General features: G+C 55.4%; 29 protein-coding genes and 3 tRNA genes. 16 read left to right on the top strand and 16 right to left on the bottom strand.

What is annotated here, in order from left to right; translation table 11 throughout:
• The 11 genes from fliP to fliF all read right to left on the bottom strand — a co-directional run bounded on the left by fliP (position 1) and on the right by fliF (position 9,504).
• Positions 1-738, bottom strand: coding sequence for a flagellar type III secretion system pore protein FliP (gene fliP, locus GNG27_RS14885; protein WP_142486313.1), 738 nt, complete (start codon positions 736-738; stop codon positions 1-3).
• Positions 738-1,112 carry a flagellar biosynthetic protein FliO gene (gene fliO, locus GNG27_RS14880; protein ID WP_156264148.1) on the bottom strand — a complete coding sequence of 125 codons (375 nt, stop codon included), beginning with the start codon at positions 1,110-1,112 and terminating at the stop codon, positions 738-740. The genes fliP and fliO overlap by 1 nt, the downstream gene beginning before the upstream one ends.
• Before the next feature lie 2 nt (positions 1,113-1,114).
• Positions 1,115-1,528: a flagellar motor switch protein FliN gene (fliN, locus tag GNG27_RS14875; RefSeq protein WP_032612268.1), complete on the bottom strand. Its 414-nt coding sequence runs from the start codon at positions 1,526-1,528 to the stop codon at positions 1,115-1,117.
• On the bottom strand, positions 1,525-2,529 hold the full coding sequence (gene fliM / locus GNG27_RS14870; protein ID WP_142486310.1) for a flagellar motor switch protein FliM: 1,005 nt from the start codon (positions 2,527-2,529) through the stop codon (positions 1,525-1,527). Before fliM ends, fliN begins: the two co-directional genes overlap by 4 nt.
• 4 nt (positions 2,530-2,533) lie before the next feature.
• Complete coding sequence (gene fliL, locus GNG27_RS14865; protein ID WP_156264147.1) at positions 2,534-3,001, bottom strand: flagellar basal body-associated protein FliL; 468 nt, start codon at positions 2,999-3,001, stop codon at positions 2,534-2,536.
• Positions 3,002-3,112: 111 nt separating this feature from the next.
• Complete coding sequence (gene fliK / locus GNG27_RS14860) at positions 3,113-4,306, bottom strand: flagellar hook length control protein FliK (RefSeq protein ID WP_156264146.1); 1,194 nt, start codon at positions 4,304-4,306, stop codon at positions 3,113-3,115.
• A complete protein-coding gene (gene fliJ, locus GNG27_RS14855) occupies positions 4,303-4,746 on the bottom strand; it encodes a flagellar export protein FliJ (protein WP_142486307.1) in 444 nt (147 codons plus the stop codon). The genes fliK and fliJ overlap by 4 nt, the downstream gene beginning before the upstream one ends.
• Positions 4,747-4,766: 20 nt before the next feature.
• Complete coding sequence (gene fliI, locus GNG27_RS14850) at positions 4,767-6,137, bottom strand: flagellar protein export ATPase FliI (protein ID WP_142486306.1); 1,371 nt, start codon at positions 6,135-6,137, stop codon at positions 4,767-4,769.
• Positions 6,137-6,844 (bottom strand): flagellar assembly protein FliH, encoded by a 708-nt coding sequence (gene fliH / locus GNG27_RS14845; RefSeq protein ID WP_156264145.1) that lies wholly within the window; start codon positions 6,842-6,844, stop codon positions 6,137-6,139. Before fliH ends, fliI begins: the two co-directional genes overlap by 1 nt.
• Positions 6,837-7,832, bottom strand: coding sequence for a flagellar motor switch protein FliG (gene fliG, locus GNG27_RS14840; RefSeq protein ID WP_156264144.1), 996 nt, complete (start codon positions 7,830-7,832; stop codon positions 6,837-6,839). Before fliG ends, fliH begins: the two co-directional genes overlap by 8 nt.
• Positions 7,825-9,504, bottom strand: coding sequence for a flagellar basal-body MS-ring/collar protein FliF (fliF, locus tag GNG27_RS14835; RefSeq protein WP_156264143.1), 1,680 nt, complete (start codon positions 9,502-9,504; stop codon positions 7,825-7,827). The genes fliG and fliF overlap by 8 nt, the downstream gene beginning before the upstream one ends.
• Positions 9,505-9,731: 227 nt before the next feature.
• Between fliF and fliE the strand changes: the two genes are divergently transcribed.
• Positions 9,732-10,046, top strand: coding sequence for a flagellar hook-basal body complex protein FliE (fliE, locus tag GNG27_RS14830; RefSeq protein ID WP_142486302.1), 315 nt, complete (start codon positions 9,732-9,734; stop codon positions 10,044-10,046).
• Between the two features lie 68 nt (positions 10,047-10,114).
• The gene (gene yedD, locus GNG27_RS14825; RefSeq protein WP_156264142.1) at positions 10,115-10,528 is read left to right on the top strand and encodes a lipoprotein YedD; all 414 of its coding nucleotides are present in this window, start codon (positions 10,115-10,117) and stop codon (positions 10,526-10,528) included.
• Positions 10,529-10,575: 47 nt separating this feature from the next.
• Here yedD and amyA read toward each other — a convergent pair whose 3' ends face one another.
• From amyA to fliD, 4 genes are all read right to left on the bottom strand, one after another.
• Positions 10,576-12,063 (bottom strand): alpha-amylase, encoded by a 1,488-nt coding sequence (amyA, locus tag GNG27_RS14820; RefSeq protein WP_156264141.1) that lies wholly within the window; start codon positions 12,061-12,063, stop codon positions 10,576-10,578.
• Between the two features lie 98 nt (positions 12,064-12,161).
• Positions 12,162-12,527, bottom strand: a complete 366-nt coding sequence (fliT, locus tag GNG27_RS14815) for a flagella biosynthesis regulatory protein FliT (protein ID WP_156264140.1) — start codon at positions 12,525-12,527, stop codon at positions 12,162-12,164.
• Positions 12,527-12,937 (bottom strand): flagellar export chaperone FliS, encoded by a 411-nt coding sequence (gene fliS, locus GNG27_RS14810; protein ID WP_156264139.1) that lies wholly within the window; start codon positions 12,935-12,937, stop codon positions 12,527-12,529. The genes fliT and fliS overlap by 1 nt, the downstream gene beginning before the upstream one ends.
• 20 nt (positions 12,938-12,957) lie before the next feature.
• Positions 12,958-14,367, bottom strand: a complete 1,410-nt coding sequence (gene fliD, locus GNG27_RS14805) for a flagellar filament capping protein FliD (protein WP_156264138.1) — start codon at positions 14,365-14,367, stop codon at positions 12,958-12,960.
• A gap of 266 nt (positions 14,368-14,633) precedes the next feature.
• Here fliD and GNG27_RS14800 point away from each other — a divergent pair, with 266 nt between their 5' ends.
• The 8 genes from GNG27_RS14800 to sdiA all read left to right on the top strand — a co-directional run bounded on the left by GNG27_RS14800 (position 14,634) and on the right by sdiA (position 22,252).
• Entirely contained in the window at positions 14,634-16,397 is a 1,764-nt protein-coding gene (locus GNG27_RS14800; RefSeq protein ID WP_156264137.1) for a FliC/FljB family flagellin, read from the top strand.
• A gap of 162 nt (positions 16,398-16,559) precedes the next feature.
• Complete coding sequence (gene fliA / locus GNG27_RS14795) at positions 16,560-17,279, top strand: RNA polymerase sigma factor FliA (protein ID WP_032612078.1); 720 nt, start codon at positions 16,560-16,562, stop codon at positions 17,277-17,279.
• A gap of 55 nt (positions 17,280-17,334) precedes the next feature.
• Positions 17,335-17,886, top strand: a complete 552-nt coding sequence (fliZ, locus tag GNG27_RS14790) for a flagella biosynthesis regulatory protein FliZ (protein WP_142486293.1) — start codon at positions 17,335-17,337, stop codon at positions 17,884-17,886.
• Positions 17,887-17,974: 88 nt separating this feature from the next.
• Positions 17,975-18,775, top strand: coding sequence for a cystine ABC transporter substrate-binding protein (gene tcyJ, locus GNG27_RS14785; protein ID WP_142486292.1), 801 nt, complete (start codon positions 17,975-17,977; stop codon positions 18,773-18,775).
• A gap of 107 nt (positions 18,776-18,882) precedes the next feature.
• Entirely contained in the window at positions 18,883-19,869 is a 987-nt protein-coding gene (gene dcyD / locus GNG27_RS14780; protein ID WP_142486291.1) for a D-cysteine desulfhydrase, read from the top strand.
• A gap of 21 nt (positions 19,870-19,890) precedes the next feature.
• On the top strand, positions 19,891-20,559 hold the full coding sequence (gene tcyL, locus GNG27_RS14775) for a cystine ABC transporter permease (protein ID WP_142486290.1): 669 nt from the start codon (positions 19,891-19,893) through the stop codon (positions 20,557-20,559).
• Positions 20,556-21,308: an L-cystine ABC transporter ATP-binding protein TcyN gene (tcyN, locus tag GNG27_RS14770; protein ID WP_142486289.1), complete on the top strand. Its 753-nt coding sequence runs from the start codon at positions 20,556-20,558 to the stop codon at positions 21,306-21,308. Before tcyL ends, tcyN begins: the two co-directional genes overlap by 4 nt.
• 221 nt (positions 21,309-21,529) lie before the next feature.
• Complete coding sequence (sdiA, locus tag GNG27_RS14765; protein ID WP_142486288.1) at positions 21,530-22,252, top strand: transcriptional regulator SdiA; 723 nt, start codon at positions 21,530-21,532, stop codon at positions 22,250-22,252.
• A gap of 66 nt (positions 22,253-22,318) precedes the next feature.
• Here sdiA and GNG27_RS14760 read toward each other — a convergent pair whose 3' ends face one another.
• Positions 22,319-22,543 carry a DUF2594 family protein gene (locus GNG27_RS14760; protein ID WP_103180123.1) on the bottom strand — a complete coding sequence of 75 codons (225 nt, stop codon included), beginning with the start codon at positions 22,541-22,543 and terminating at the stop codon, positions 22,319-22,321.
• Positions 22,544-23,015: 472 nt separating this feature from the next.
• Between GNG27_RS14760 and uvrY the strand changes: the two genes are divergently transcribed.
• The 6 genes from uvrY to GNG27_RS14730 all read left to right on the top strand — a co-directional run bounded on the left by uvrY (position 23,016) and on the right by GNG27_RS14730 (position 26,558).
• A complete protein-coding gene (uvrY, locus tag GNG27_RS14755) occupies positions 23,016-23,672 on the top strand; it encodes a UvrY/SirA/GacA family response regulator transcription factor (protein WP_142486287.1) in 657 nt (218 codons plus the stop codon).
• Positions 23,669-25,501: an excinuclease ABC subunit UvrC gene (uvrC, locus tag GNG27_RS14750; RefSeq protein WP_142486286.1), complete on the top strand. Its 1,833-nt coding sequence runs from the start codon at positions 23,669-23,671 to the stop codon at positions 25,499-25,501. Before uvrY ends, uvrC begins: the two co-directional genes overlap by 4 nt.
• 56 nt (positions 25,502-25,557) lie before the next feature.
• Complete coding sequence (gene pgsA, locus GNG27_RS14745; protein ID WP_032612063.1) at positions 25,558-26,106, top strand: CDP-diacylglycerol--glycerol-3-phosphate 3-phosphatidyltransferase; 549 nt, start codon at positions 25,558-25,560, stop codon at positions 26,104-26,106.
• 152 nt (positions 26,107-26,258) lie between these two features.
• A tRNA-Gly gene (locus tag GNG27_RS14740) sits at positions 26,259-26,334 on the top strand.
• Between the two features lie 51 nt (positions 26,335-26,385).
• Positions 26,386-26,459: transfer RNA gene (locus tag GNG27_RS14735), tRNA-Cys, on the top strand.
• A 12-nt stretch (positions 26,460-26,471) separates the two neighbouring features.
• A tRNA-Leu gene (locus GNG27_RS14730) sits at positions 26,472-26,558 on the top strand.
• The last annotated feature ends 104 nt before the right edge of the window (positions 26,559-26,662 follow it).

Here is a 26,662-nt window from a genome sequence, read left to right as displayed (position 1 = left end):
TTAACTGTAGAAACTTTGCGCCAGCGAGCCGACCAGCAGCTGCCAGCCGTCCACCAGCACAAACAGCATCAGCTTGAAGGGCAGGGCAATGGTTGCCGGAGGCACCATCATCATCCCCAGCGCCATCAGCACGCTGGCGATCACCAGGTCGATAATCAAAAACGGAATGAAGATCGTAAAACCAATCTGGAAGGCGGTTTTCAGCTCGCTGGTGACGTAGGCGGGCAGCAGAATGCGCATCGGCACCGCTTCCGGACCCTGAATCGGCCCGGCGTTGGCCAGACGGGCAAACAGGGCCAGGTCTGATTCGCGGGTCTGACGCAGCATAAATTCTCGCAGCGGCTGCGCCCCTTTCTCCAGCGCCACCTGCATTGAGATCTTGTCTTCGCTGAACGGCTGATACGCATCGACATAAATCTTGTCGATCACCGGCGACATAATGAAGAAGGTCAAAAACAGGGACAGACCGAGCAGAACCTGGTTCGGCGGTGCCGAAGGGGTGCCCAGGGCATTACGCAGCAGACCAAAGACGATGATGATGCGGGTGAAGCTGGTCATCATCAGCAGGATTGCCGGGATAAAGGTGAGCGAGGTGATAAACACCAGCGTCTGAACCGGCAGGGTCCAGCTCTGGCCGCCCCCGGCCATCGGCGTGGAGATCAGGCCTGGCAACTGGGCGTACACGGCGGGAGCAAACAGGCCAAGGCCTGCAAGCGCAAGGGATAAAACAGGGCGCATCACGATCTCCCGGAACGCTTAAGCAAACTCTTCATCACGGACTGAAAATCCGGTGGAACCTCTGGGCTGCTTCCTTCAGAGACCAGCGCAGGCGGCAATGTATGCAGGATATTGATTTGCGAGGCGGTCACACCCAGCACCAGCCGGGCGTCTTCCACTTCCACGATCACCACGCGTTCGCGCGGCCCCAGCGAGGTGCTGGCCGTAAGCTTCAGCCCGCGCGCACCGGCAGTTTTACCCGCCAGGCCGACGCGTTTTGCCAGCCAGGCGACGATCAAAATAAAAGCAATGATCCCCAGCAGCGCACCGCTGACCTGCAGCAGCGGCGAACCGGGCACTGCAGAGGGTTGAGAGACGGTGGCCTGGGTCTTCATGTTTAGCGGCTCAGACGACGCATACGTTCGGACGGGGTGATGATGTCGGTGATACGCACGCCGTATTTATCGGCGACAACCACCACCTCACCCTGGGCAATCAGGTAGCCGTTGATCAGAATATCCAGCGGCTCACCGGCCAGACCATCCAGCGCCACCACGGAACCCTGCGTCAGGCGCAGCAGCTCTTTAATGGTCATTCGGGTACGACCCAGCTCCACGGTCAGCTTGACCGGGATATCCATAATCAGATCGATATCCTGCAGCGTGCCGCTGACGTCACCGCCGCCCAGCTGCTGGAATACCGCATCGGCAACGCTTTTGCTGGCCGGTGCTTTTTGTTCGTTTAACGCCTCAGCCCACAGATCGTCCAGTGCTCCGTTGTTGTCATCGGACGGATTGTTCATATCACTCATTTGGGCTGTTCCTCATTCAGAGAATTCAAAATCGGGTTAATCAGGTGCTCAACGCGTAACGCGTATTGATTGTTCACGGTGCCATACTGGCTGGTCAGCACGGGCACGCCATCCACATGGGCAATGATGCGATCGGGTTTTTCGATCGGCAGCACATCGCCGGGTTTTAATTTTAAGATCTGCGATAAACGCAGCGGGACGTCGGCAAAGTTCGCTACCAGTTCCAGCTGGGAGTGCTGTACCTGGCGCACCAGGTTCTCACGCCAGTTCTGATCTTCATGGCGGGAGTTTTCCAGCGGCGGGTTCACCAGCACTTCGCGCAGCGGTTCAATCATGCTGAACGGCAGGCAGATATTGAACTCACCGGTCAGGTTGCCGATCTCCACGTGGAACGGGGTGTTAACCACGATGTCGTTTGGTGAGGTGGTGATGTTGGTGAACTTCACCTGCATCTCGGAACGGACATACTCCACGTCCAGCGGATGAATCGCTTTCCACGCGTCGCTATAGCCTTCAAGGGCCAGCTTCAGCATGCGGTTGATGACGCGCTGTTCGGTATGGGTAAACTCGCGGCCTTCCACTTTGGTCGGGAAACGTCCGTCGCCGCCGAACAGGTTATCCACGGCGATAAACACCAGGCTTGGCGAGAAGACGAACAGACCCGTGCCGCGCAGGGGTTTCAGATGGATCAGGTTGAGGTTCGTCGGTACCGGCAGGTTACGGGCGAACTCATGATACGGCTGAATGCGGATCGCGCCGACGGTGATATCCGGGCTACGACGCAGCAGGTTAAACAGCCCCATACGGAACTGACGGGCAAAACGTTCGTTGATGATCTCCAGCGCCTGCAGACGCTCGCGCACCACGCGACGCTGGGTATTGGGATCGTAGGGGCGAATGTCACTTTCGCCCACTTTACCCGGTTTTGGATCGTCGGTCTTATCGCTGTCGCCGTTAAGCAGCGCATCGATTTCCGCCTGAGAAAGAATACTGTCGCCCATGTCGTTACCGCAGAATGAAAGCTGTATACAGAACGTCAGTGACTTCCTGCTTAGGTTGACCGCTTATCAGAGGCGCGGCCAGCGTTTGCTTAATGTCTACCACCAGTTTTTGTTTACCTTCATCGGTAGACAACTGCGCGGCATCCTGACGCGAGAACAGCAGCAGCAGACGGCTGCGCACTTCCGGCAGATATTCACTCAGACGGGCGCGCGTGGCCTCGTCTTTCAGACGCAGCGTAATGCCCACGTAGAACACGTGCTCGGCATCACCCAGATTAACGGTAAAAGTATCCAGTGCGAAAAAGACCGGGGCCGCCGGCGGTGGTGGCTCCGCTTTGGCTGCGGCTGACGGTGCTTTATTCATGCGCCAGTAGCTGTAACCTGCTGTAGCGCAGGCGGCGAGCGTAATTAACACCAGAAGCGGGATCCAGATGGAACGCTTACTTTTCTTGGTGATGGCGGAGTCAGTCATCTGATTCGTGCTTCCTGTTTCGGGACTGCTAATGGGGTGATTATCCCGTGTCCGCTCGCCGTCAAAGGGTCGAAAAGACGGGGATAATCACGCTACCTCTGGCGTTTAGGTTTAGGCGAAGATATCGACAGCGTTGTTTCCACGTGCCGCGGACTGCAGGGAGGCAGGCACTGCCAGCAGCTCATCGCTCTCTTCATCAAATCCGCCCGGCGCGCCGGAGCGGGAAGTTTGCTGCTGATGCTGAGAGGAGGCATGCTGTTGGCCATTAAAGTTTTCACTGCTGATGCTGCTTTGCGTCAGCTCAATGCCGTTTTCCGCCAGCTGGGTACGCAGCACCGGCAGGGCCGCTTCCAGCGCCGCACGAACGTGGCTATGGCCTGACACCATCTGCAGCTGCGCCTGGTTATCATCCAGCTTGAGCGTAATTTGTACCTGACCCAGATCTTCCGGATGCAGACGCAGCTCGGCGCTCTGCTGGCCCTGGCGGGTGAACAGGGTGATGTGCTGGCTGATGGTCTGCTGCCACTCGTTGCTGCCCAGCTGGGCGCTGACCACGGGCGCTGCGGCAAAGGTCGGTTGCGCCGAGGTAAGATTGCTGACAATCGGCCCCATAGTGACGGTTGGCCCGGTCGGGGACGGCGCGCTCTCTGCCGCCTGCTTTGTGGTGGACGCGGCAACGGCTGGCGTCAGCTGAGAGTCGGAGGCTAATGCCGCATCTTTATCCTGGGCTACGGCTTTGGCGCTGCGCAGGGCATCGGTATCCAGCGCAGGCTGACGGCCACGATCGCTGGTCAGGGTTGCATCAACGTCCAGGCCCCCGGCGCTCACCGGTTGAGGTGCGGCGGCGGTGGCCGTCTGCTGGTGAGGCAGCATTGCCATCAGGGCGCTTAATCCCGCCAGCTCGTCATCGCTAAGCTCGGTTTTGCTGTCGGCCTCTTTGGCCGCCTGGGTCAGGCTCTTCAGTACGTCGCCTTTAAGCGCGGGCAGCAGGCCGGTGCTCAGACCGGGCTGGGAGACGCCCTCGTCGGTGACGCTGAGATCCTGATGCGCCAGTAGTTCGGCCAGCTTTCCGGCGTCGGTATCAGCATCGATGGCGTCGGCTTTCAGCGCCACGCTTGCCCGCTTGCCGCCCGCTGTCTGCAGATCGTTCAGCGTCAGCCCGGCCTCTTTGCCCTGGCCTTTGGCATCGCTTAACGCGCCCGCCAGCAGGGCAAGAAAGTCCTGCGCGCCGTCGGCCGCTTTTCCGCCCCGGACGCCGCCCGTAAGGTCGGTGTCGCCCGAAAGCAGTTGTTGAAGGGTGATCATTCCGGTGTCCTCATTGTTGCGCGCTGGGCAAATTCATCCATTTTTTTCTGATCGAGACGGCTTTCCGCCAGGGTTGCTGCGGCAAGCTGGCGATCCTGCAAGGTTTGCCAGGCCTGTAAACGCTGCTTCTTCTCACGCCAGAAGTTCAGGGCCCGGTCAACCTTCTCGGTCCACTGAAACACCTGCTGGCGATGCTGATCTATGGCTTTCTCCAGCGTCTGGATGAACTGTTGATAGTTAATCCAGCGCTGGCTGCCGATACCCTGGGCCATGTCGGTGTTGAGGTTGGTGCGATACTCATGCTGGTAGTCGATCAACATCTTCAGTTGCTCTTCCGCCTGTTGATGCCCGCGGCGCATCGCGCCAAGCTGCTGTGCGGCATTATCAACGTCTTTCTCGGCCAGATCTTTCAGCGTGGCTAATGCGCCGTGTTGTGCCATGACATTCGCCCTCTATTCTGTTACACCTGCGGGAAAATCATCTCCAGAGCCTGGATCGAGCTTTCCCAGTCGGCTTTTTCAAAAATACCCTGTTGCAGATACGCCTCAAGGTGCGGCCACAGGGCTATTGCCTTGTCGAGCATCGGGTCGCTGCCTTTGGCATAGGCGCCGACGCTGACCAGATCGCGGTTGCGCTGGAAGCTGGAGAGCAGCTGCTTAAAGTTACGCACGCGGGCATAGTGCTTCTCGCTAATCAGCGCCGTCATTGCGCGGCTGATCGAGGCTTCGATATCAATCGCCGGGTAGTGGCCCGCTTCGGCCAGACGGCGCGACAGGACGATGTGACCATCGAGGATCGCACGCGCCGAGTCGGCAATCGGATCCTGCTGATCGTCGCCTTCGGTCAGAACCGTATAAAACGCGGTAATCGAGCCGCCGCCGCTGATGCCGTTACCGGCGCGTTCAACCAGCGCCGGTAATTTGGCAAATACCGAAGGCGGATAGCCTTTGGTCGCCGGCGGTTCACCGATCGCCAGGGCGATTTCACGCTGCGCCATCGCATAGCGGGTCAGGGAGTCCATGATCAGCAGGACATGCTGACCCCGATCACGGAAATCTTCCGCGATGCGCGTGGCGTAGGCGGCACCCTGCATACGCAGCAGGGGAGAGACATCCGCCGGGGCGGCAATCACTACCGACCGGGCGCGCCCTTCGGCACCGAGGATGTTCTCGATAAAATCTTTGACTTCACGGCCACGCTCGCCAATCAGCCCCACCACGATAACGTCGGCCTGGGTGTAGCGGGCCATCATCCCGAGCAGCACCGATTTGCCGACGCCGGAGCCGGCAAACAGGCCCATACGCTGGCCGCGACCGACGGTCAACAGGGCGTTGATCGGGCGCACGCCGGTATCCAGCACGTGCTCGATCGGCGTACGTTGCAACGGGTTAAAGGGTTGCGTGATCAGCGCCCCGGTTTCGGCGGTATCGGGGGAGGGCAGGCCATCGAGCGGTTTACCGCCGCCGTCCAGCACCCGCCCGAGCAGCGCCGGGCCGAGCGGCAACTGCTTGCCGCTGTGCAGTCCGTCGGCGGATAGGTTTTTGGCGTAAACGCGCGCGCCGGGCAGAACGCCTTCCACCTCTTCCAGCGGCATCAGGAACAGACGCTGGCCGTTAAAGCCAACCACTTCGCTCTCGACTTCGCGGATCTCGTTCCCGTCCTGGCGTTCGATAATGCAGGTGGCCCCCAGCGGCAGTTGCAGGCCGGTCGCCTCCAGCACCAGGCCGGTGGCGCGGGTTAAGCGGCCATAACGGCGAACGGACGGCAGCTGCGCCATCTTCGCTTCAAAATTGTCGAGACTGTTGAGCCAGCGGGTGAGGCGTGCGGTCATCAGATGACTCCCGGTGCTGCCAGGCGGCACAGTTCCTGCCAGCGGGTTGCCACGCTGGCGTCCAGATCCCCTTCATCGGCAGAGACTTTGCAGCCGCCGTGATGCAGGCTGGGATCGCCGCGCAGGCGCCAGCCGTGCAGGCTCAGGGTCGCGCCGAGCATCTCTTCCACTCGCTGCAGATCGTCCGGGTGGACGCGCAGCTGTGGTTTGCCGCTGAACAGCGGCTCCTGCTGCAGCAGACCCTGGATCTGTTTAATCAGCGACGAGTTATCTACCGGCGGGGTATGGCCGATCACCTGACGTGCCGCCTCGAGCGCCATCTGCATCAGGCGCGAGGCGATAACGCTGTCCAGCGCGTCCAGCGTATTCTGGAACTCGCTGACCAGCTGCTGCATCCGGGCATGGATCGGCGCCTGCTGTGAGCGCGCCTGTTCTAACCCTTGCGCCATCCCCTGGGCCAGCCCTTCCTGATAGCCCTGGTCGTGACCTTTCTGCCGGCCTTCGTTTACGCCGGCGGTGTAGCCCTGATCGTGGGCCTGCATCTGGATCTGCGCCAGCTGCTGCGCGCGCAGCTCCTCTTCGCTCAGTTCAGGCTCTGCGTTCTCCTCATCCATCCCGTCGGAGTCGAGGTTGGCAGGGACAAATTCCGCGCGAGGAGGGGAGAGGTCATCCGGCGTCCAGACCTTCCACGGCAGTTCATCAGACATAGGTATCCTCGCCGCTGCCTACCACCATCTCGCCGGTTTCGGCCAGACGACGCACAATAAGGAGGATCGCTTTCTGTTCGTTTTCCACCTGAGACAGACGCACCGGGCCACGGTTGGCAAGGTCGTCGCGCAGGATATCCGCCGCACGCTGGGACATGTTGCGCAGGAACTTCTCGCGCAGCGGCTGTTCGGCGCCTTTGAGGGCGATAAGCAGCGATTCGGAGTCCACTTCCTGCAGCAGGCGCTGGATACTGCGGTCGTCCACGTCGACCAGGTTTTCGAACAGGAACATCTCGTCGATAATTTTCTGCGCCAGTTCGCCGTCGAACTCGCGCACCGCGGTAATGACGGCCTCTTCCTGCTGCGTTTTCATCAGGTTGATAATTTCTGCTGCCGTTCTCACGCCGCCCATTTTGCTGCGCTTGAGGTTCTGGCCGTCGAGCAGACCGTTCAGTACTTCGGTCAGTTCCGCCAGCGCCGCCGGCTGGACGCCGCCGAAGGTGGCGATACGCAGCATCACATCGTGACGCAGACGTTCGTCGAACAGCGCCAGAATATCGGCCGCCTGGCCACGCTTGAGGTGGACCAGGATAGTGGCGATGATCTGCGGATGCTCGTCGCGAATAAGGTCGGCGGCGGTCTGCGGCTCCATAAAGTTGAGCGTTTCGATACCGCTGGCGGTATCGCGGGTCTCGAGAATATCCTCCAGCAGGCTGGCGGCGCGCTCTTCTCCGAGCGCCTTGACCAGTACTGAACGCAGGTATTCGTTGGCGTTGACGTTGAGCGCCGCAAACTGTTCGGCTTCCTGTTCAAACTCCGCCAGCACTTCGGTCAGCTGCTTGTTGGAGATCTGACGCACGTTGGCCATCGCCGAGCTGAGAACCTGCACTTCACGCTGGGAGAGGTGTTTGAACACCTCTGCCGCCCGGTCCTCGCCAATGGTCATCAGCAGGATGACGCTTTTATCCGTTCCGGTAAGGTTACTCATTTTCGTTACTCATCCACTGGCGAATGACCAGCGCCACGACGCGCGGATCGTTATCTGACATTTCGCGAATACGCTGGCTCATTACTTCAGCGCCCATGCGCTGGTTAGCACGGCGTTGCTGCATTTGTTCGTCTTTGCTGAGGCGCACTTCCACCGCTTCCTGCGTCTCTTCGCGCAGCAGGGTTCTCTCTTGCAGCGCTTTGGCCTCTTCTGCGCGGCGTACAAGCTGCGGACGTACCGCTTTACGCCACAGCAGCCAGGCAACAATCACCACCAGCAGCCAGCGACCGGCTTCAATCAGCAGCTCGATAAATGCCTGCTTCTGCCAGAACGGCAGTTCACCGCTGGTATCGTCAACGGCGCTGAACGGCGAGTTCACGACGTTAAGGGTATCGCCCCGTTTCTCTGAATAACCCATGGCTTCACGGGTCAGGTCTTCGATCTGCTTCATCTGCTCGGTGGTCAGCGGCAGGGGCTTACCATCCGGCAGGGTTTTGTAGTTGACGACGACCGCCACGGAGAGACGCTGCACATCACCGGTGTTCATTTTGGTGTGACGGATGGTGCGATCGACTTCGTAGTTAGTGGTTTCGTTGCGGCTGCTGGTCCGCGGGCCAGCGTTGGCCGCCGCTGCGGTTTGCTGCTGCGCGCCCTGCTGTCCGTTCTGCTGGTTCTGCGCCGGGGCATTAATCGGCGCGGTATTGGCCGGGGCTGGCTGGTTAGAGAGCGCACCCGGTACGCCGCCCGCGTTCGGGCCGCCGATTTGTAAGTTTTCATTCACCTGACGCGAACGCATCACGGCCTGAGCGGCATCGCCGTTCGGACGATACTGCTCTTCCGTCTGCTCTTTATCCGCAAAATCGATCTGCGCGGTGACCTGGGCATGAACGTTGCTGGTCCCGACAATCGGGCCGAGGATGGCTTCGATACGGCTCTGAACGCGGTTTTCCACGTCGGTGGCATATTTCAGCTGCGCGTCATTCAGATCGCGATCGCTGGTGTTGGATTTGGTTAACAGGCGACCCATCTGATCCACCAGGGTCACGTTACCCGGCGGTAAACCCGCTACGGCGCTGGAGACCAGATGGACCACGGCGCTGATCTGCCCTTCATCCAGCGCACGGCCAGGCTGCAGATTGACGGTAACGGAGGCCGAAGGGGCTTTCTGTTCGCGGACAAACAGGGTCGGTTTTGGCATTGCCAGGTGCACGCGGGCACTTTTCAGCGGGCCGAGGGTTTCGATGGTGCGGGCCAGTTCGCCCTCCAGCGCGCGCTGGTAGTTAACCTGCTCGCTGAACTGGCTGATACCGAATTTTTCCTGATCCAGCAGTTCAAAGCCTACCGCGCCGCCTTTCGGCAGACCTTGCTGGGCTAGACGTAAGCGAAGTTCGTGAACTTTATCGGCAGGGACTTCCAGCGCGCCGCCATTATCCGAGAAACGGTAGGGGACGTTCATCTGGGTTAACTGGGTGACGATAGCGCCGCCATCCTGGTCCGAGAGATTGCTGAACAGCGTGCGATAGTCAGGCTGTTTGGCCCATAAGACCATCGCGACAACAATAGCGATAGCGGCAGCACCTGCCACGATCAACGGCACTTTAGGGTTCGCGCGCAGGCGGCTCATCCATTCGAGAGATTTAGTTTGAGGGCTGGATGTTGCTGACGCACTCATAGCGCACCTCGTGGCTCATCGTGGATTTCATTATTCGTGTGGAGAAACAAAACAGACTCCCGGGTCGGCAAACACAACAAAAATTCCATAATCATGGCTGTGCCATTATTTGATGAAACGGGAATTTCTATGGGTCAAATAACCTGGTTTTTTAACGCTATTTAGCGCCTTTATCTCATTGACAGACTGGTACTCTTGAGCGCGTAAAAATCCATCAGGGGAAAGTCATGGCAATACAGGGGATTGAAGGCGTCATTAGCCAGTTGCAGGCAACGGCAATGACCGCCCGTAATCAGAACGTGGCTGACGTGCAGTCGACGGTCAGCTTCGCGGGTCAACTGCATGCGGCGCTGGACCGGATCAGCGACACGCAAACCGCGGCGCGCGTGCAGGGCGAAAAATTCACCATGGGCGTGCCGGGCATTGGTCTCAACGATGTGATGACCGATTTGCAAAAAGCGTCGGTATCGATGCAGATGGGCATTCAGGTGCGTAATAAGCTGATGCAGGCGTATCAGGACGTCATGAGTATGCAGGTTTAGTTCCTCTGGTGCTGGCACCAGTCTCGCTTTAATGCCACACTGTTTTTTTCTGCATAAATGGAAAAATGATGAAAAAAATAGCAATGATGGCGGGGCTGCTGGCGTTAACCGGCTGTGTGCAGGTCGACCGTTATCAGGACGTGATCAAGCATCCTGTCCCGGCCGAACTGGCGGGGTACTGGCAGTCGAAAGGGCCGCAAAGCAGAATGGTCAGTCCGGAAGCGATCGCCACGCTGGTGGTGACGCAAGAGGGGGATACCCTTGACTGCCGCCAGTGGCAGCGCGTGGTGGCCGTGCCGGGTAAAATCATGCTGCGCTCGGATGATTTTTATAACGTCACCAGCAAACTGGATATCTACCCGCTGGAAAGGGAAGGCTCCGCCATTGAGTATGACGGAATGATTCTGCAGCGCGTCGAGCGGCCCACCGTTGAGTGCACAAATTATCTGAGTAAAAACCCGCTGGAAAGTAAGCTGCCATAAGCGATATGTAGGCCGGGCAAGCGTAGCGCCGCCCGGCTTTTCACCACTTACAATGCCGCCTCTATGACCCAGACGCTGACGCTGCCCCCGTTGCAGGTAAACATGCCGGTGCCGGTTTCGTCGGTGGTGACGATCTCCTCCCGGTTGCCGAGAAAATCTTTCCATCTTCTGTTGCCGTAGTTCTCACCCAGCGTCAGGGTCTTTTCACCCTCATCGCCGTTCGAGAGCACGACCACGCAGCCCGGATCCTCATCGGTGCCGCTGCGGCTGAAAGCAATGCAGTTAGGGTGATCGAACCACAGGGTCTGAACGCCGTGGGCAAAACGCTGGCGGGCGAGGATCAGCTGGTCGAGCTGTTCAATCACCGGCATCTCGATATGGTACATCTCGCCGTCACCGCCGGTGTCGTCATAGCTGGCACCGTACAGATCGGGATAGAAGACGCTCGGTACTCCGTTCTCCCGGAGCAAAATCAACGCGTAGGCCAACGGTTTAAACCAGGCTTCGACCGGGGCCTCCAGCGCCTGTAGCGGCTGAGTGTCGTGGTTAGCTACCAGCGTCACCGCGTGGAAGGGATCGACTTCTACCAGCGTGCCGGTAAAGATCTGGCTCATGTCGTAATCACGCCCCTGCAGCGAGGCTTCGTGAAATTTCATGTGCAGCGGGGCGTCAAACAGCATGGTTTGTCCATCCACCTGATCGATATAGTGCTGCAATTTATCGACATCTTTAGACCAGTATTCCGCCACGATAAACAGCGGTTTCGGCGCGACTTCCTGCACGTGCTCGATCCACTCTTTATAGAACCATGCCGGAATATGTTTCACCGCATCCAGACGGAAGCCGTCGCACTGGGTCTGCTCCATCAACCAGCGCGCCCAGTATTTGATCTCCTCGGTCACCGCACGGTTACGAAAATCGATGTTTTCGCCCATCAGGTAATCAAAGTTCCCCATCTCGTTATCGACCTGATCGTTCCAGCCATCACTCGTGTAATCATTAACGATCTTGAAGATGCCGTCTTCATCGGGATTTTCGATATGATCGATGCCGCTGAAGCATTTGTAATCCCAGACGAATTCCGAGTACTGTCCGGCGCGCACCGGGAAGGTGTAGCGGGTCCAGGCTTCACACTCGACGATCTCGTCGTGGATCTGATTGCGATCGTCGGCGTTGACCCGCTGGACGCGGATGGCCTCTTTCTCGTCGGCGCCCATCTTGTGGTTGACCACCACGTCCATCAGCACCGCGATGTCGTTGCGCTTTAACGCCCCGATAGCGGCCAGCAGCTGGGCTTTGTCGCCGTATTTGGTGGGGATGGATCCTTTTTGATCGAACTCGCCGAGATCGAAGAGATCGTAGCAGTCGTAACCGACGGAGTAACCACCGGACGCCCCTTTATACGCCGGGGGCAGCCAGACCATGTTAATACCGATATCGTTGAGAAGATCGGCGCGCTCGGCCACTTCCGGCCAGAGTTGACCGCCGTCAGGGTAATACCAGTGGAAAAATTGTAAGAGAGTGGGGTTTTTCATGAACCGTTTCCATGAGATCGCGGATCTCTAGTATGGAATACAGTTTGCAGAAATGCCTGACGTACGAAGCGAAACCTTTTCGTACGTCAGGATAATCGCTATTCCTGAGTCGCCTGGGGCACCAGAATGTGGCCACCCTGTTTGCCGTAGGCGGAGAGAACTGATTTTTGGATGGACGTTTGGCCCACCATTTTTGACAGTTCATCCATCCGGCTCTGCAATAGCGCTTTGACCTGGCTTTCGTTATCCAGGATCCCACGCAGGGTGGGCCTGAGCTGCTCCTGTAACTGCAGAGAGAGTTCAGATTCCTGAGTGACACGTGCCAGCGTATGCACCGCATTAACATAATCGGTTTCACAGGCGATCAGTTCATCCCACAAGCCATTACTGGCGAGCCGCAGCATTAACTTGCTGTGATCAAGTAACTGCTGATAAAGGGTGTAGAGTTGCGGTGCTGTGGTCATTAGACGGCGTCCTGAATCAGATGTGGCGAGCCGGCCGCTTCCTTCCAGCCGTCTGCGATATTGCGCAGCAGGTTTTCCACTTCTTCGATGGCGCTGACATCATTGCGCACATTCGCCTGCAGAAGACGGCGGACCATATAGGCATAAAGGCCAATCAGGTTTTGTGTTAACTCATCGCCATTATCTTCATCCAGGCCCAGTTTCAGCCCGTTTTCGATAATGTTAATGGCTTTGGAAAGCGCCTGGCCTTTTGCCGGGATGTTACCGTCCTGCAGGAACAGACGCGCACGGACCAGCGCGCTGAGCGCACCATCAAACAGCATGATAATCAGCTGCTGCTGGCTGGCACTCATCACCGCACTTTCAACCTCAATTTTTGCGTAGGCTTGCGTGCCTTTTGCGCCGTACATGTTAATCCCCTCGGTTCAGATTAATTTTTGCTGCTGGTGTTTTCGAACTGCTGAGTCAGATAGCTGCTGGTGGAGTTCAGCGAGTTCATCATCACGTCAAGCTGGGTAAACTGCTCTTTGTAGCGCGCGACCATCGTATCGATTCGTGCGCTGGCTGCGTTGTACTGCGTTGTTAAGTTGTTCAGCGTTTTGCTGACGCCATCTTTTGCGGCCTGGATAATGCCGGTACTGGAGAGCCAGCTGGTGGTGCTTTTGCCAATGGTGGTAGTGATACCGGTCGTCTTTCCATCGCCAATCAGCAGATCTTTAATCCCGGAGGCGCTGGTTTTCATCGCCGCACTCAGTTTGTCCGCATTCACTTCAAGCTTGCCGCTATCCGGATCGGTGGTGATCCCTACCTGCGACAGCGTTTTAATGGTGGAACCGCCCACGGAGCTGCTCAGCAGGCTCTTTAACTGAGTCTGGATGGTGCGTAACGTGGTATCACCCAGCAAGGCGCCATTGCTGCTGCTCTGGGCATCGGCCCCGGCATCGACGGCGGTATATTTGGTCAGGCTGCTGAAGGTGTCCTGCAGCGCGTTATAGGCCGTCACCCAGTCATTAATCGCTTTTGTCGCTTTAGTGTTGTCGGTAGCAATCGTTAAGGTCTGGTTACCGGTCGTGACGTCGCTCAGGTTCAGGGTAATATCTTCCAGCGCATCGCTGATGGTATTGCTGCTGTTTACGATATCAACGTTATTGACCTTCAGCTCGGCATTCAGCGCGGTCACGCTCTCTTCCATGCCATTGCTACCGTCGCCTTTGGTGCCGTTGTAGCCCATAAACGCCTGCAGCGCGGTGTCTCCGCTGACGCTAATTGTCATCGCATTGTCTTCACCGGTCTCTTTCGAGCTGATAGACAGGCGATATTCACCGTTGCCGACGTTAATGATACTGGCGCTGACGCCGGCATCGGCTTTGTTGATCGCGTCGCGGATCCCGGTCAGCGAGGAGTTCGCCGCGCTGATATCAATGGTGACCGGTTTTTTATCGCCGCCTTGCTGAATCGTGATCTTGCTGTCGCTGGTGGCGAGGGCCGCTTTATTGTCTTTCTGTATGCCACTTGTCAGGGTTTGCGCCTTGGCAAGCTGCGTGACTTCAATGGTGTATTTCCCGGGCAGCGCGCTGCCTGTGGTGGTCGCGCTGAATGCCGTGCTGCTGCTGGTCGTCGTCGTGGCCGTAAACAGATCGGCTTTACTTAATGCGGTATTGGCGGTCTGAAAAGATTCCAGGGCGCTTTTCATCGTGCCGTAAGCGCTAAGTTTTGACGTATAGGAAGACTGCTGATTAGAGATCGGGGTCAACTGCGCTTTTTGTGCGGCGGTCAGACTATCCAGAATATCACCTAACTTCAGACCAGAGCCGACTCCCAACGAAGAAATACTTGCCATTTTAGTTCCTTAAAGTAACGACACGTAAAACGAATAAAGGGGTTATCGGCGTTAACGGAACAAAGTTTACGGTTTATTTCTTTTTTTAATGGCGAGAAAAGCGGGAATAGAGAGGAGTATTTCCGTGACTAAAAAAAATCATGAGATTCGTAAAAAAATTCTAAAGGTTGTTTTGGACCAGACGATAACACTCTTGACGGCGAAGAAGCCGAAGGGTGGAAACCCAAATCTAACTCAAGATTTGATGAACAACAGGAAACGAAATCATGGCACAAGTCATTAATACCAACAGCCTCTCGCTGATCACTCAGAACAACATCAACAAAAACCAGTCTTCAATGTCTACTGCCATTGAGCGTCTGTCTTCCGGTCTGCGTATCAACAGCGCAAAAGATGACGCTGCTGGCCAGGCGATTGCTAACCGTTTCACCTCTAACATTAAAGGTCTGACTCAAGCTTCTCGTAACGCCAACGACGGTATCTCCGTTGCGCAGACCACTGAAGGCGCACTGTCTGAAATCAACAACAACCTGCAGCGTATCCGTGAACTTACTGTTCAATCTCAGAACGGGACTAACTCTCAGCAGGACCAGGACTCTATCCAGGACGAAATCAAATCCCGTCTGGACGAAATTGACCGCGTATCCGGTCAGACCCAGTTCAACGGCGTGAACGTGCTGGCAAAAGACGGCTCCATGAAAATCCAGGTTGGCGCAAACGATGGTCAGACCATAACTATTGATCTGAAAAAAATTGATTCTGATACACTGGGTCTGAATGGTTTTAACGTAAATGGCAAAGGTTCTATAGCGAATAAAGCTGCCACTGTAAGTGATGTTACTGCTGCAGGCGGTACTCAACAATCCGACGACGGTTATTACGATATTACAACTAGTAACACTGTACTCACCACTAAGGCAGCATTCGCTAAGCTAGCTGATGGGGATACTGTTTCAACAGTTAAAGGAGGTGTTACTACTAATTATACCTATAATGCTGCGAATGATAGTTTTACCACGGGTAAAACTATTACTGGTTTAGCGGGAGACTCGACTGCCCGTGCTGCGCTGACTGCTAGTCTTAAAGCTGAAACGGGTAAATTAGTTAGCGGTTCCTGGACTACTAATAACGGCACTGTTAATTTCGACACTGATTCTGATGGTAAAATTACTATCGGTGGTGAAAAAGCATTTATTGACACAGCAGGTAACCTGACTACTAATGCTGCGGGAGCAGGTACTATTGCTGCAACAACAGCAGATTTGGTCAAAGTAGGTTCTTCATTTAGTGGATCAGGTGGCACCTTAAGCTTCAACGGTACTGACTATGGTATTGCTAAAGGTACTGACCCATCAAATACCCCTACTAATTTTACTGACGACGTCTCTGGCAATATCACCTATAAAGCCACTGTAAGTAAAGATGTTGTTCTTGCCGAGACTGCTTCAGCTGGCACAGCTACTACAGTTGGCATGAAGTCAGGTGTTATGTCTAGCTCCTTGGCCTTTACTGATGGTACATCTACTGATACTTATACAGATGCTGAGGGTGCAATTACCAAAACTAAAGAGTACACAACCTCATATGCAGTCAACAAAGATACTGGCGAAGTTACGATTGCAGATTTTGCTGCTAAAAATAGCGCGAATGCAGTAATTGATGATGCTAAGTATAAGCCAACTACTGGCGCAGTGGTTAATCTGAATTCTTCTGGCAAATTGACCACTGATGCTACCAGCGCCGGAACTGCAACTGCCGATCCACTGAAAGCACTGGATGATGCGATCAGCTCCATCGACAAATTCCGTTCTTCACTGGGTGCTATCCAGAACCGTCTGGATTCTGCGGTAACCAACCTGAACAACACCACCACCAACCTGTCTGAAGCGCAGTCCCGTATTCAGGACGCCGACTATGCGACCGAAGTGTCAAATATGTCTAAAGCGCAGATCATCCAGCAGGCCGGTAACTCCGTGTTGGCTAAAGCTAACCAGGTTCCTCAGCAGGTTCTGTCTCTGCTGCAGGGCTAATCGCCTGACGATGCTCAAACCCCGCTCCGGCGGGGTTTTTTACTTTCCAGAAAACCAATAACCCCCAAATAACCCCCCATTCCCCCCCCTATTCACACGATTAAAAACCCTCCAGAAACGGATAATCATGCCGATAACTCAACTAACGCAGGGCTGTTTATCGTGAATTCACTCTATACCGCTGAAGGTGTAATGGATAAACACTCGCTGTGGCAGCGTTATGTTCCGCTGGTGCGTCATGAAGCATTGCGGCTTCAGGTGCGGCTACCGGCGAGTGTGGAACTGGACGATCTGCTACAAGCGGGCGGTATCGGGTTATTGAATGCAGTTGACCGGTACGACGCTCTGCAAGGAACGGCATTTACGACTTACGCAGTACAGCGTATTCGTGGTGCGATGCTCGACGAACTGCGCAGCCGGGATTGGGTGCCGCGCAGCGTTCGACGCAATGCACGCGAAGTAGCGCAAGCAATGGGGCAGCTGGAACAAGAGCTCGGACGTAACGCAACGGAAACGGAAGTTTCGGAGCGTCTGGGGATCTCAACGGCTGACTATCGCCAGATGTTGCTCGATACCAACAATAGCCAACTCTTCTCCTATGACGAGTGGCGCGAAGAGCATGGCGATAGCATCGAACTGGTGACGGACGATCATCAGCAGGAAAACCCGTTGCACCAGTTAATGGAAGGCAATGTGCGCCAGCGCGTGATGGAAGCCATCGAAGCTTTACCGGAACGCGAGCAGCTGGTGCTGACTCTTTATTACCAGGAGGAGCTCAATCTCAAGGAGATTGGTGCCGTGCTGGAAGTAGGGGAGTCGCGGGTTAGCCAGCTGCACAGCCAGGCCATTAAACGCTTACGTACCAAGCTGGGTAAGTTATAGGTGATTTATATCACCCGTTAAGTGCCGCACAACGTATTGACAACCAGGAGTTATCATGACGGTGCAGCAATCAAAAAGACGGCCATTAAGCCGCTACCTGAAAGATTTTAAACACAGCCAGACGCATTGCGCCCATTGCCACAAGCTGCTCGATCGCATCACGCTGGTTCGTCGCGGCGAAATCGTCAATAAAATTGCGATTTCCCGTCTCGACACCCTGCTGGATGAGGCCGGATGGCAGCAAGAGCAACAGGAGTGGGTGGCGTTATGTCGTTTTTGTGGCGATCTGCACTGTAAAGAGCAGAGCGACTTTTTCGATATCATCGGCTTTAAGCAATTCCTGTTTGAGCAAACAGAGATGAGCCATGGCACGGTGCGCGAATATGTCGTGCGTCTGCGTCGTCTGGGCCAGCATCTGACCACGCAGCGTATCTCCCGTGATTTACTGACCAGCGGCTATCTGGATGAGAATCTCGAGCCGTGGCTGCCTGCGACCAGCACCAACAACTATCGGATTGCGCTGCGCAAGTATGCGCAATTTAAAACGCAAATGCCGGTGACGCCGAAGCAGAAAGTCCACCGCGAAACAACTTCTGATATATATTAAAAATGAATAACATGTAGCGCAGTCGTGTTTGACCTTGCGGCCGAACGCCCTACACTACAATCAAAATTCCAATGATATCGGGGTAAGTATGAAATTTGCACTTCTGGGTCGTCAGGCGCTGATGGGTGTAATGGCCGTTGCGCTGGTAGCCGGTATGAGCGTGAAAACGTTCGCGGCAGAAGGTCTGTTAAATAAAGTCAAAGAGCGCGGCACGCTGCTGGTTGGGCTGGAAGGCACTTATCCTCCGTTCAGCTTCCAGGGTGACGACGGTAAACTGACCGGGTTTGAAGTGGAGTTCGCCGAAGAGCTGGCGAAACACCTCGGCGTGAAAGCGTCGCTGAAGCCGACCAAATGGGACGGCATGCTGGCCTCGCTGGACTCCAAACGTATTGATGTGGTGATTAACCAGGTCACCATCTCTGACGAGCGTAAGAAAAAATATGATTTCTCCACCCCGTATACCGTCTCCGGTATCCAGGCGCTGGTGAAGAAAGGCAACGAAGGCACCATTAAATCTGCTGCCGACCTGAAAGGCAAAAAAGTCGGTGTCGGTCTGGGGACCAACTACGAAGAGTGGCTGCGCCAGAACGTGCAGGGCGTCGATATCCGTACCTATGATGATGACCCGACCAAATACCAGGATCTGCGCGTAGGCCGTATCGACGCCATTCTGGTTGACCGCCTGGCGGCGCTGGATCTGGTGAAGAAAACCAAAGACACCCTCGCGGTTGCTGGTGATGCCTTCTCCCGTCAGGAAGCTGGCGTTGCGATCCGCAAAGACAACGACGACCTGGTGAAAGCCGTCGACGGTGCGATTGCTGAGATGCAGAAAGACGGCAGCCTGAAAGCGCTCTCCGAGAAATGGTTCGGGGCAGACGTCACAAAGTAAGCAGTTGAATGCAAAAAAAGGCGCTTTGATAAGCGCCTTTTTTATTTCCTCGCCAGCAACGTGCATAATAAAAATAGACAGACTTAGACAGGGTTATGGAGGTTTTCATGTCATTACAGAATCTAACGCGTTTTCCGCGCCTTGAATTTATTGGCGCCCCGACGCCACTGGAGTATTTGCCGCGCTTATCGGACTATCTCGGGCGCGACATCCTTATCAAACGTGATGACGTGACGCCGATGGCGATGGGCGGCAACAAACTGCGCAAGCTGGAGTTCCTCGCAGCGGATGCCCTGCGGGAAGGGGCCGACACGCTGATTACCGCGGGGGCAATCCAGTCCAACCACGTGCGCCAGACCGCGGCCGTTGCGGCAAAGCTGGGCCTGCACTGTATCGCCCTGCTGGAAAACCCGATTGGCACAAAGGCAGAAAACTACCTCAGCAACGGCAACCGTCTGCTGCTGGACCTGTTCAACGTGCAGATTGAAATGTGCGATGCGCTGACCGACCCGGTGGCGCAGCTGAGTGAACTGGCCACCCGCGTTGAAGCTCAGGGCTTTCGCCCGTATGTGATCCCGGTTGGCGGCTCGAACGCCCTGGGGGCATTGGGCTACGTCGAAAGCGCGCTGGAGATCGCCCAGCAGTGCGAAGGGGCCGTGGGCCTCTCCTCGGTGGTGGTCGCCTCCGGTAGCGCAGGAACGCATGCCGGGCTGGCGGTAGGGCTGGAGCAGTTGATGCCGGACGTCGAGCTGATTGGCGTTACCGTGTCGCGCAGCGTAGCTGACCAGAAACCAAAAGTGGTCACGTTACAGCAGGCCGTGGCCCGGCAGCTGGAGGTGAGCGCCAGCGCCGATATCATTCTGTGGGATGACTACTTCGCGCCGGGTTACGGCACGCCGAATGACGAAGGCACCGAGGCGGTCAAACTGCTGGCACGTCTGGAGGGGATCCTGCTGGATCCGGTCTATACCGGTAAAGCGATGGCGGGTCTGATCGACGGCATCAGCCAGAAGCGCTTTAAGGATGAAGGGCCGATTCTGTTTATTCATACTGGCGGGGCGCCGGCTCTCTTTGCCTACCATCCTCACGTCTAAATCACAGGCAGAAAAATCATAATGCAAGAAAGTATTCAACTGGTGATGGATTCGTTGCCTTACCTGCTGAAAGGTGCGGTGTTTACGCTGCAACTGAGTATTGGCGGGATGTTCTTTGGGCTGCTGCTGGGCTTTGTTTTGGCGCTGATGCGACTGTCGCCTCTGCTGCCCGTGCGCTGGCTGGCGCGTTTTTATATTTCTATCTTCCGCGGCACGCCGCTGATTGCCCAGCTTTTCATGATTTACTACGGCCTGCCGCAGTTTGGCATTGAGCTGGATCCCATCCCGGCGGCAATGATCGGTCTGTCGCTTAATACTGCTGCCTATGCGGCGGAAACCCTGCGCGCGGCGATCTCCTCTATTGAAAAAGGGCAGTGGGAAGCTGCAGCCAGTATCGGCATGACCCCATGGCAAACCCTGCGCCGGGCAATCCTGCCCCAGGCCGCACGGGTGGCGCTGCCGCCGCTGAGCAACAGCTTTATCAGCCTGGTGAAAGACACCTCGCTGGCGGCCACCATTCAGGTGCCGGAGCTGTTCCGCCAGGCGCAGCTGATCACCTCGCGCACGCTGGAGGTTTTCACCATGTACCTGGCCGCCTCGCTCATTTACTGGGTGATGGCGACGGTACTGTCGGCGCTGCAAAACTATTTTGAAAACCAGCTTAACCGCCAGGAGCGTGATCCGAAATGAGTGCTATCGACGTTAAAAACCTGGTGAAGAAATTTCACGGCCAGACGGTGTTGCACGGGATCGACCTGGAAGTGCAGGAGGGCGAAGTGGTGGCGATCATCGGGCCAAGCGGCTCCGGTAAAACCACGCTGCTGCGCAGTATCAACCTGCTGGAACACCCGGAAGGCGGCACCATCCGCGTGGGGGAGATCACCATTGATACCGGCAGGTCGCTGAGCCAGCAAAAGGGACTGATCCGCCGCCTGCGTCAGCACGTTGGCTTCGTCTTCCAGAGCTTTAATCTGTTTCCACATCGCACGGTACTGGAGAACATCATTGAAGGGCCGGTGATTGTCAAAGGCGAACCGAAAGAGGAGGCCACCGCCCGCGCCCGCGAGCTGCTGGCGAAGGTAGGGCTGTCCGGCAAGGAGAGCAGCTACCCGCGTCGTCTTTCCGGCGGGCAGCAGCAGCGGGTGGCGATTGCCCGCGCGCTGGCGATGCGTCCTGACGTGATCCTCTTTGATGAACCGACGTCGGCGCTGGATCCGGAGCTGGTGGGGGAAGTGCTGAACACCATTCGTCAGCTGGCGCAGGAAAAGCGTACTCTGGTGATCGTCACCCACGAGATGAGTTTTGCCCGCGACGTGGCGGACAGGGCCATATTTATGGATCAGGGGCGTATCGTTGAGCAGGGGCCGGCAAAATCATTGTTTGCCGATCCTCAGCAGCCGCGCACCCGGCAATTCCTCGAAAAATTCCTCATGCAGTAGCATATTTGTTCTCAATTGCTCCGGAATTAAACGCCGGAGCAATATATTCACCCACGCTATGAATGCCATCCTGATTTTATCCCGTCTTAACCGCCCTAAGTGTATAAAATGTGTAGATAATTATCGTTGGGTCGATATTTTATACATATAAATAAGATTTATGTGTTAGTTTAAGAATCCATAATAATGATTATCTTTTACAGGGGCTTAATTCGGTCAGTATGAAGGATTTAGATTTTTTCACATGGCGACGGGAATGCTTCCTCCGTTTTCAGGAGATGACTTCTGCCGACGAGGTATATCCCGAACTTCAGCGACAAACTCAGAACCTGGGGTACGATTTCTTTTCCCTCTGCGTTCGTCATCCGGTACCTTTCACGCGGCCTAAAGTCTCGGTACATTCGACCTATCCGCAACAGTGGATGGCCCAGTATCACGCAGAAAATTTCTTTACCATCGATCCGGTGCTCAAACCCGAGAATTTCGTTCACGGGCATTTACCCTGGAACGATGCCTTATTTGCAGAGGCGCAACCGTTATGGGACGGCGCGCGCGACCACGGGCTGCGTAAAGGGATCACCCAGTGCCTGATGCTGCCTAATCATGCAATGGGATTTCTGTCGGTCTCCAGTACCAGTCTGTCCGTGAACCTTATGGCGGGTGAAGTGGTTGAATTGCGTCTGCAAATTCTGGTGCAACTGGCGTTGACCACGCTGCTACGGCTGGAACATGAAATGGTGATGCCACCGGAGATGAAATTCAGCAAGCGCGAGAAAGAGATTCTGAAATGGACGGCGGAAGGGAAAACATCCGCAGAAATAGCCATCATTCTTTCTATTTCTGAAAATACGGTGAACTTCCATCAGAAAAATATGCAGAAGAAATTCAATGCGCCGAACAAGACGCAGATAGCGTGCTATGCGGCAGCGACGGGGATTATCTGACTACACTTCTGTTCTGCGTGGCAGGCGAGTAAACGGCTGAATGCACTGCGTTCAGCCGTTTTTGTTTTATTGACGGTAAGCTTGCTTGATCTGCTTAACGGTGCTGGAAAATACCTCGGCCTGAGCCTGGTCTTCCATCTGGGCAATCTGGCGTTCCATCTTAATGATCACACGGCCGGCGTCCGCCTGACCCATCGCCTGCAGCATCAGGGTCAGCAGGGATTTCAGACAGGAGACTTCCTGTGCCAGTTCTTGATTATTCTCCGCAGTGGCGAAATCAGGTGTGCTCATTTATTTTCCTCGTGATAAAAACAGCGCTTAAGCGCATAGATCAAAGTTAAGGCGGCGGAGTATATCACAAGCCGTCAGGAAAAACGCAGTGCTTGTTTTTTGTACTTTCTCCCGTTTTGTTTATTCAATTGAACAAACATTAACGCTGAATTTTCTAAGACTTTAGTGTGGGTTAATTGTTTAACGAAGGTAGGATGGAAGTTAATTATTGTTACAAATTTAAAAGGTGTATTTTAACAGCATTAATAGAGTGCTTAAACTTTGTAAGTTTTTGAAAACATCCGCCTAAAAAAAGTGGCCGAAGGCGCATCGCGCAAGGCTTCCGTTTCCAGTTGATGTACAACTTAATTTCCAAAAAAGAGAGCATTGTCGAAGCCATGCTTTTTTTAACGTTTTCAGTTTCGGATAAAAACCGTTAATATATGCCGAATTAACTGTCTGTAGCCGTTATCCCTATTCTGGAGAATTTCCTTTGATCAACGTCCTTCTTGTTGATGACCACGAACTGGTGCGCGCAGGGATACGACGCATTCTTGAAGATATTAAAGGTATTAAAGTCGCTGGTGAGGCCTGCTGCGGTGAAGATGCCGTAAAATGGTGCCGGTCGAATAGCGCTGACGTTGTCCTGATGGACATGAACATGCCCGGCATCGGCGGCCTGGAAGCGACGCGCAAAATCGCGCGATCCTTTGTTGATACCAAAGTGATCATGCTGACGGTTCATACTGAAAATCCCCTTCCTGCAAAAGTAATGCAGGCTGGCGCTGCTGGCTATTTAAGCAAAGGCGCAGCTCCCCAGGAGATGGTTAATGCGATCCGCTCCGTATTTTCCGGGCAGCGCTATATCGCTTCTGATATTGCACAGCAGATGGCACTCAGCCAGATTGAGCCAGAAAAGACCGAATCACCCTTTGCCAGTTTGTCTGAGCGCGAATTGCAGATTATGCTGATGATTACCAAAGGCCAAAAGGTGAATGAGATCTCCGAGCAGCTTAATCTCAGCCCGAAAACGGTGAACAGCTACCGCTACCGTATGTTCAGTAAACTGAACATACATGGCGACGTTGAACTCACTCACCTGGCCATCCGTCATGGTCTGTGCAATGCCGAGACCCTAATTAGTCAGTGAGTGATGTGTTTGAATCCAGTGCTTTCCTGAAAACTGTTACTAGCCAGCCAGGCGTCTACCGGATGTATGACGCCGGCGGGACGGTTATCTACGTCGGAAAAGCGAAAGATCTCAAAAAGCGACTTTCCAGCTATTTCCGCAGCAATCTTGCCTCCCGCAAAACAGAAGCGCTGGTCGCTCAGATCCAGCAGATCGATGTCACTGTGACCCACACGGAGACCGAAGCGCTGTTGCTGGAGCATAACTACATCAAGCTCTATCAGCCGCGTTATAACGTGCTGCTGCGCGATGACAAATCCTATCCGTTTATCTTTCTCAGCAGCGACACCCATCCGCGTCTGGCGACCCATCGCGGCGCTAAACATGCGAAAGGCGAGTACTTCGGCCCGTTCCCTAACGGTTATGCCGTGCGGGAAACGCTGGCGCTGCTGCAAAAAATCTTCCCGATTCGCCAGTGCGAAAACAGCGTCTACCGCAACCGCTCCCGCCCTTGTCTGCAGTATCAGATTGGTCGTTGCCTCGGGCCCTGTGTGGAAGGGCTGGTCAGCGAAGAGGAGTATGCGCAGCAGGTAGAATATGTGCGCCTGTTCCTCGCCGGTAAAGACGATCAGGTCCTGACCCAGCTGATTGCCCGCATGGAGAAGGCCAGCCAGGCGCTGAACTTTGAAGAGGCGGCGCGGATCCGCGATCAGATCCAGGCCGTACGTCGGGTCACGGAAAAACAGTTTGTCTCCAATACCGGCGATGACCTGGACGTGATTGGCGTCTCCTTTGATGCAGGCATGGCCTGCGTGCATGTGCTGTTTATCCGTCAGGGCAAGGTGCTGGGCAGCCGCAGCTACTTCCCGAAAGTGCCGGGCGGCACCGAGCTGGGCGAAGTGGTGGAGACCTTTGTCGGCCAGTTCTATTTGCAGGGCAGCCAGATGCGAACCCTGCCGTCGGAAATTTTGCTCGATTTTAATTTGAGCGATAAGACGCTGCTGTCCGATTCCCTGTCGGAGCTGGCAGGTCGTCGGGTGAACGTTCAGACCAAACCGCGTGGCGATCGGGCCCGTTACCTTAAGCTGGCGCGCACGAACGCGGCGACGGCACTGAGCACCAAACTGTCTCAGCAGTCCACCGTTCATCAGCGTCTTGCCGCGCTGGCGACCACGCTGCAGCTGCCGGAAGTGAAACGGATGGAGTGTTTCGACATCAGCCACACGATGGGTGAGCAGACCGTTGCCTCCTGCGTGGTGTTCGATGCCAACGGGCCGCTGCGCGCGGAGTACCGTCGCTACAACATTACCGGTATCACCCCCGGGGATGACTACGCCGCAATGAATCAGGTGTTACGCCGTCGCTACGGCAAAGCCATTGAAGAGAGTAAGATCCCGGACGTTATCGTCATTGACGGTGGTAAAGGGCAGCTCGGCCAGGCAAAATCGGTGTTTGCCGAGCTGGATGTCCCCTGGGATAAGCATCATCCGCTATTGCTGGGCGTGGCCAAAGGGACCGACCGTAAAGCCGGGCTGGAAACGCTGTTCCTGGAACCGGAAGGGGAGGGCTTTAGCCTGCCGCCGGATTCACCCGCGCTGCATGTGATCCAGCATATTCGCGACGAGTCGCACGATCATGCGATCGGCGGCCATCGTAAGAAACGGGCAAAGGTCAAAAACACCAGTACGCTGGAAACGATCGAAGGGGTCGGGCCAAAGCGTCGCCAGATGCTGCTGAAATACATGGGCGGTTTGCAAGGATTACTCAACGCCAGCGTGGAGGAAATTGCAAAAGTGCCGGGTATTTCGCAGGGGCTGGCAGAAAAGATCTACTACTCGTTGAAACATTGAGGGCTCTGTAGCAACATAGGGCTAATAATTACTGACAACAAACAGTTACCGTCACTATGCGATTAAACATCCCTACGTTGTTAACGCTTTTCCGCGTCGTCCTTATCCCTTTCTTTGTGCTGGCGTTTTACCTGCCGTTCGTCTGGGCGCCTTTTGCCTGTGCCCTGATCTTTTTTGTCGCGGCTGTGACCGACTGGTTTGACGGCTATCTGGCGCGTCGCTGGAACCAGAGCACCCGTTTTGGCGCCTTCCTCGACCCGGTAGCTGATAAGGTGATGGTCGCCATCGCCATGGTGCTGGTGGTGGAGCATTATCACAGCTGGTGGGTGACACTGCCTGCCGCCACCATGATTGCCCGTGAAATTATCATCTCGGCCCTGCGCGAGTGGATGGCCGAGCTGGGTAAACGCAGCAGCGTGGCGGTCTCCTGGATCGGCAAGGTGAAAACCACCGCGCAGATGGCGGCGCTGGTGTGGATGCTGTGGCGTCCTAACGAGTGGGTGGAGTGGGCTGGTATCGGCTTGTTTATGGTCGCGGCAGTGCTGACGCTCTGGTCAATGTTGCAATATTTGAACGCTGCACGCGGCGATTTGCTTGATCAGTGATCGTTTCGCCGTAATTTTCAGCAAACGATCTTGAGTTAAGAAAAATAACGTTGACTCAAAGCGTCAGGTAAGTAGAATGCAACGCATCGAACGACGGCACGGTTCGTTAGTCGATAACAAAATCAAGTGATTAGCACAATGACTTGATGATTGCGGGAATAGCTCAGTTGGTAGAGCACGACCTTGCCAAGGTCGGGGTCGCGAGTTCGAGTCTCGTTTCCCGCTCCAAATTTAAGACAGTCGCAATAGCGGGTGTCAGTCGCAAGACAAAAGATTTAAGGCGCGTTAGCAAAGCGGTTATGTAGCGGATTGCAAATCCGTCTAGTCCGGTTCGACTCCGGAACGCGCCTCCACTTTCTTCCCGAGGCCGGATGGTGGAATCGGTAGACACAAGGGATTTAAAATCCCTCGGCGTTCGCGCTGTGTGGGTTCAAGTCCCACTCCGGCTACCATGGGAAAAGAAGAATAAAATCAATGATAAGCAGTGTCGTATAAACCACCGAAAGGTGGTTTTTTATTGCCTAAATTTCGCCATTCGCCATTCTTTCGCCATTCG

The sequence above is a fragment of the Leclercia sp. 119287 genome (genome assembly GCF_009734485.1).
In the GTDB taxonomy this organism is placed as follows: domain Bacteria; phylum Pseudomonadota; class Gammaproteobacteria; order Enterobacterales; family Enterobacteriaceae; genus Enterobacter; species Enterobacter adecarboxylatus_C.
Note: the sequence above shows the minus strand (reverse complement) of the source record. Positions and strands in the feature narration are given on the sequence as shown.

Excerpts from the sequence above, each read along its gene's own strand:
- fliG (WP_156264144.1), bottom strand. The coding sequence starts at position 7,832 with ATGAGTAACCTTACCGGAACGGATAAAAGCGTCATCCTGCTGATGACC.
- fliL (WP_156264147.1), bottom strand. The coding sequence starts at position 3,001 with ATGACTGACTCCGCCATCACCAAGAAAAGTAAGCGTTCCATCTGGATC.
- fliD (WP_156264138.1), bottom strand. The coding sequence starts at position 14,367 with ATGGCAAGTATTTCTTCGTTGGGAGTCGGCTCTGGTCTGAAGTTAGGT.
- fliZ (WP_142486293.1), top strand. The coding sequence starts at position 17,335 with ATGACGGTGCAGCAATCAAAAAGACGGCCATTAAGCCGCTACCTGAAA.
- fliH (WP_156264145.1), bottom strand. The coding sequence starts at position 6,844 with ATGTCTGATGAACTGCCGTGGAAGGTCTGGACGCCGGATGACCTCTCC.
- fliK (WP_156264146.1), bottom strand. The coding sequence starts at position 4,306 with ATGATCACCCTTCAACAACTGCTTTCGGGCGACACCGACCTTACGGGC.
- fliE (WP_142486302.1), top strand. The coding sequence starts at position 9,732 with ATGGCAATACAGGGGATTGAAGGCGTCATTAGCCAGTTGCAGGCAACG.
- tcyL (WP_142486290.1), top strand. The coding sequence starts at position 19,891 with ATGCAAGAAAGTATTCAACTGGTGATGGATTCGTTGCCTTACCTGCTG.
- fliP (WP_142486313.1), bottom strand. The coding sequence starts at position 738 with ATGCGCCCTGTTTTATCCCTTGCGCTTGCAGGCCTTGGCCTGTTTGCT.
- sdiA (WP_142486288.1), top strand. The coding sequence starts at position 21,530 with ATGAAGGATTTAGATTTTTTCACATGGCGACGGGAATGCTTCCTCCGT.
- fliN (WP_032612268.1), bottom strand. The coding sequence starts at position 1,528 with ATGAGTGATATGAACAATCCGTCCGATGACAACAACGGAGCACTGGAC.
- fliT (WP_156264140.1), bottom strand. The coding sequence starts at position 12,527 with ATGACCACAGCACCGCAACTCTACACCCTTTATCAGCAGTTACTTGAT.
- yedD (WP_156264142.1), top strand. The coding sequence starts at position 10,115 with ATGAAAAAAATAGCAATGATGGCGGGGCTGCTGGCGTTAACCGGCTGT.
- fliS (WP_156264139.1), bottom strand. The coding sequence starts at position 12,937 with ATGTACGGCGCAAAAGGCACGCAAGCCTACGCAAAAATTGAGGTTGAA.
- GNG27_RS14800 (WP_156264137.1), top strand. The coding sequence starts at position 14,634 with ATGGCACAAGTCATTAATACCAACAGCCTCTCGCTGATCACTCAGAAC.
- fliM (WP_142486310.1), bottom strand. The coding sequence starts at position 2,529 with ATGGGCGACAGTATTCTTTCTCAGGCGGAAATCGATGCGCTGCTTAAC.
- fliJ (WP_142486307.1), bottom strand. The coding sequence starts at position 4,746 with ATGGCACAACACGGCGCATTAGCCACGCTGAAAGATCTGGCCGAGAAA.
- fliI (WP_142486306.1), bottom strand. The coding sequence starts at position 6,137 with ATGACCGCACGCCTCACCCGCTGGCTCAACAGTCTCGACAATTTTGAA.
- amyA (WP_156264141.1), bottom strand. The coding sequence starts at position 12,063 with ATGAAAAACCCCACTCTCTTACAATTTTTCCACTGGTATTACCCTGAC.
- GNG27_RS14760 (WP_103180123.1), bottom strand. The coding sequence starts at position 22,543 with ATGAGCACACCTGATTTCGCCACTGCGGAGAATAATCAAGAACTGGCA.
- fliF (WP_156264143.1), bottom strand. The coding sequence starts at position 9,504 with ATGAGTGCGTCAGCAACATCCAGCCCTCAAACTAAATCTCTCGAATGG.
- pgsA (WP_032612063.1), top strand. The coding sequence starts at position 25,558 with ATGCGATTAAACATCCCTACGTTGTTAACGCTTTTCCGCGTCGTCCTT.
- fliO (WP_156264148.1), bottom strand. The coding sequence starts at position 1,112 with ATGAAGACCCAGGCCACCGTCTCTCAACCCTCTGCAGTGCCCGGTTCG.
- tcyJ (WP_142486292.1), top strand. The coding sequence starts at position 17,975 with ATGAAATTTGCACTTCTGGGTCGTCAGGCGCTGATGGGTGTAATGGCC.
- tcyN (WP_142486289.1), top strand. The coding sequence starts at position 20,556 with ATGAGTGCTATCGACGTTAAAAACCTGGTGAAGAAATTTCACGGCCAG.
- dcyD (WP_142486291.1), top strand. The coding sequence starts at position 18,883 with ATGTCATTACAGAATCTAACGCGTTTTCCGCGCCTTGAATTTATTGGC.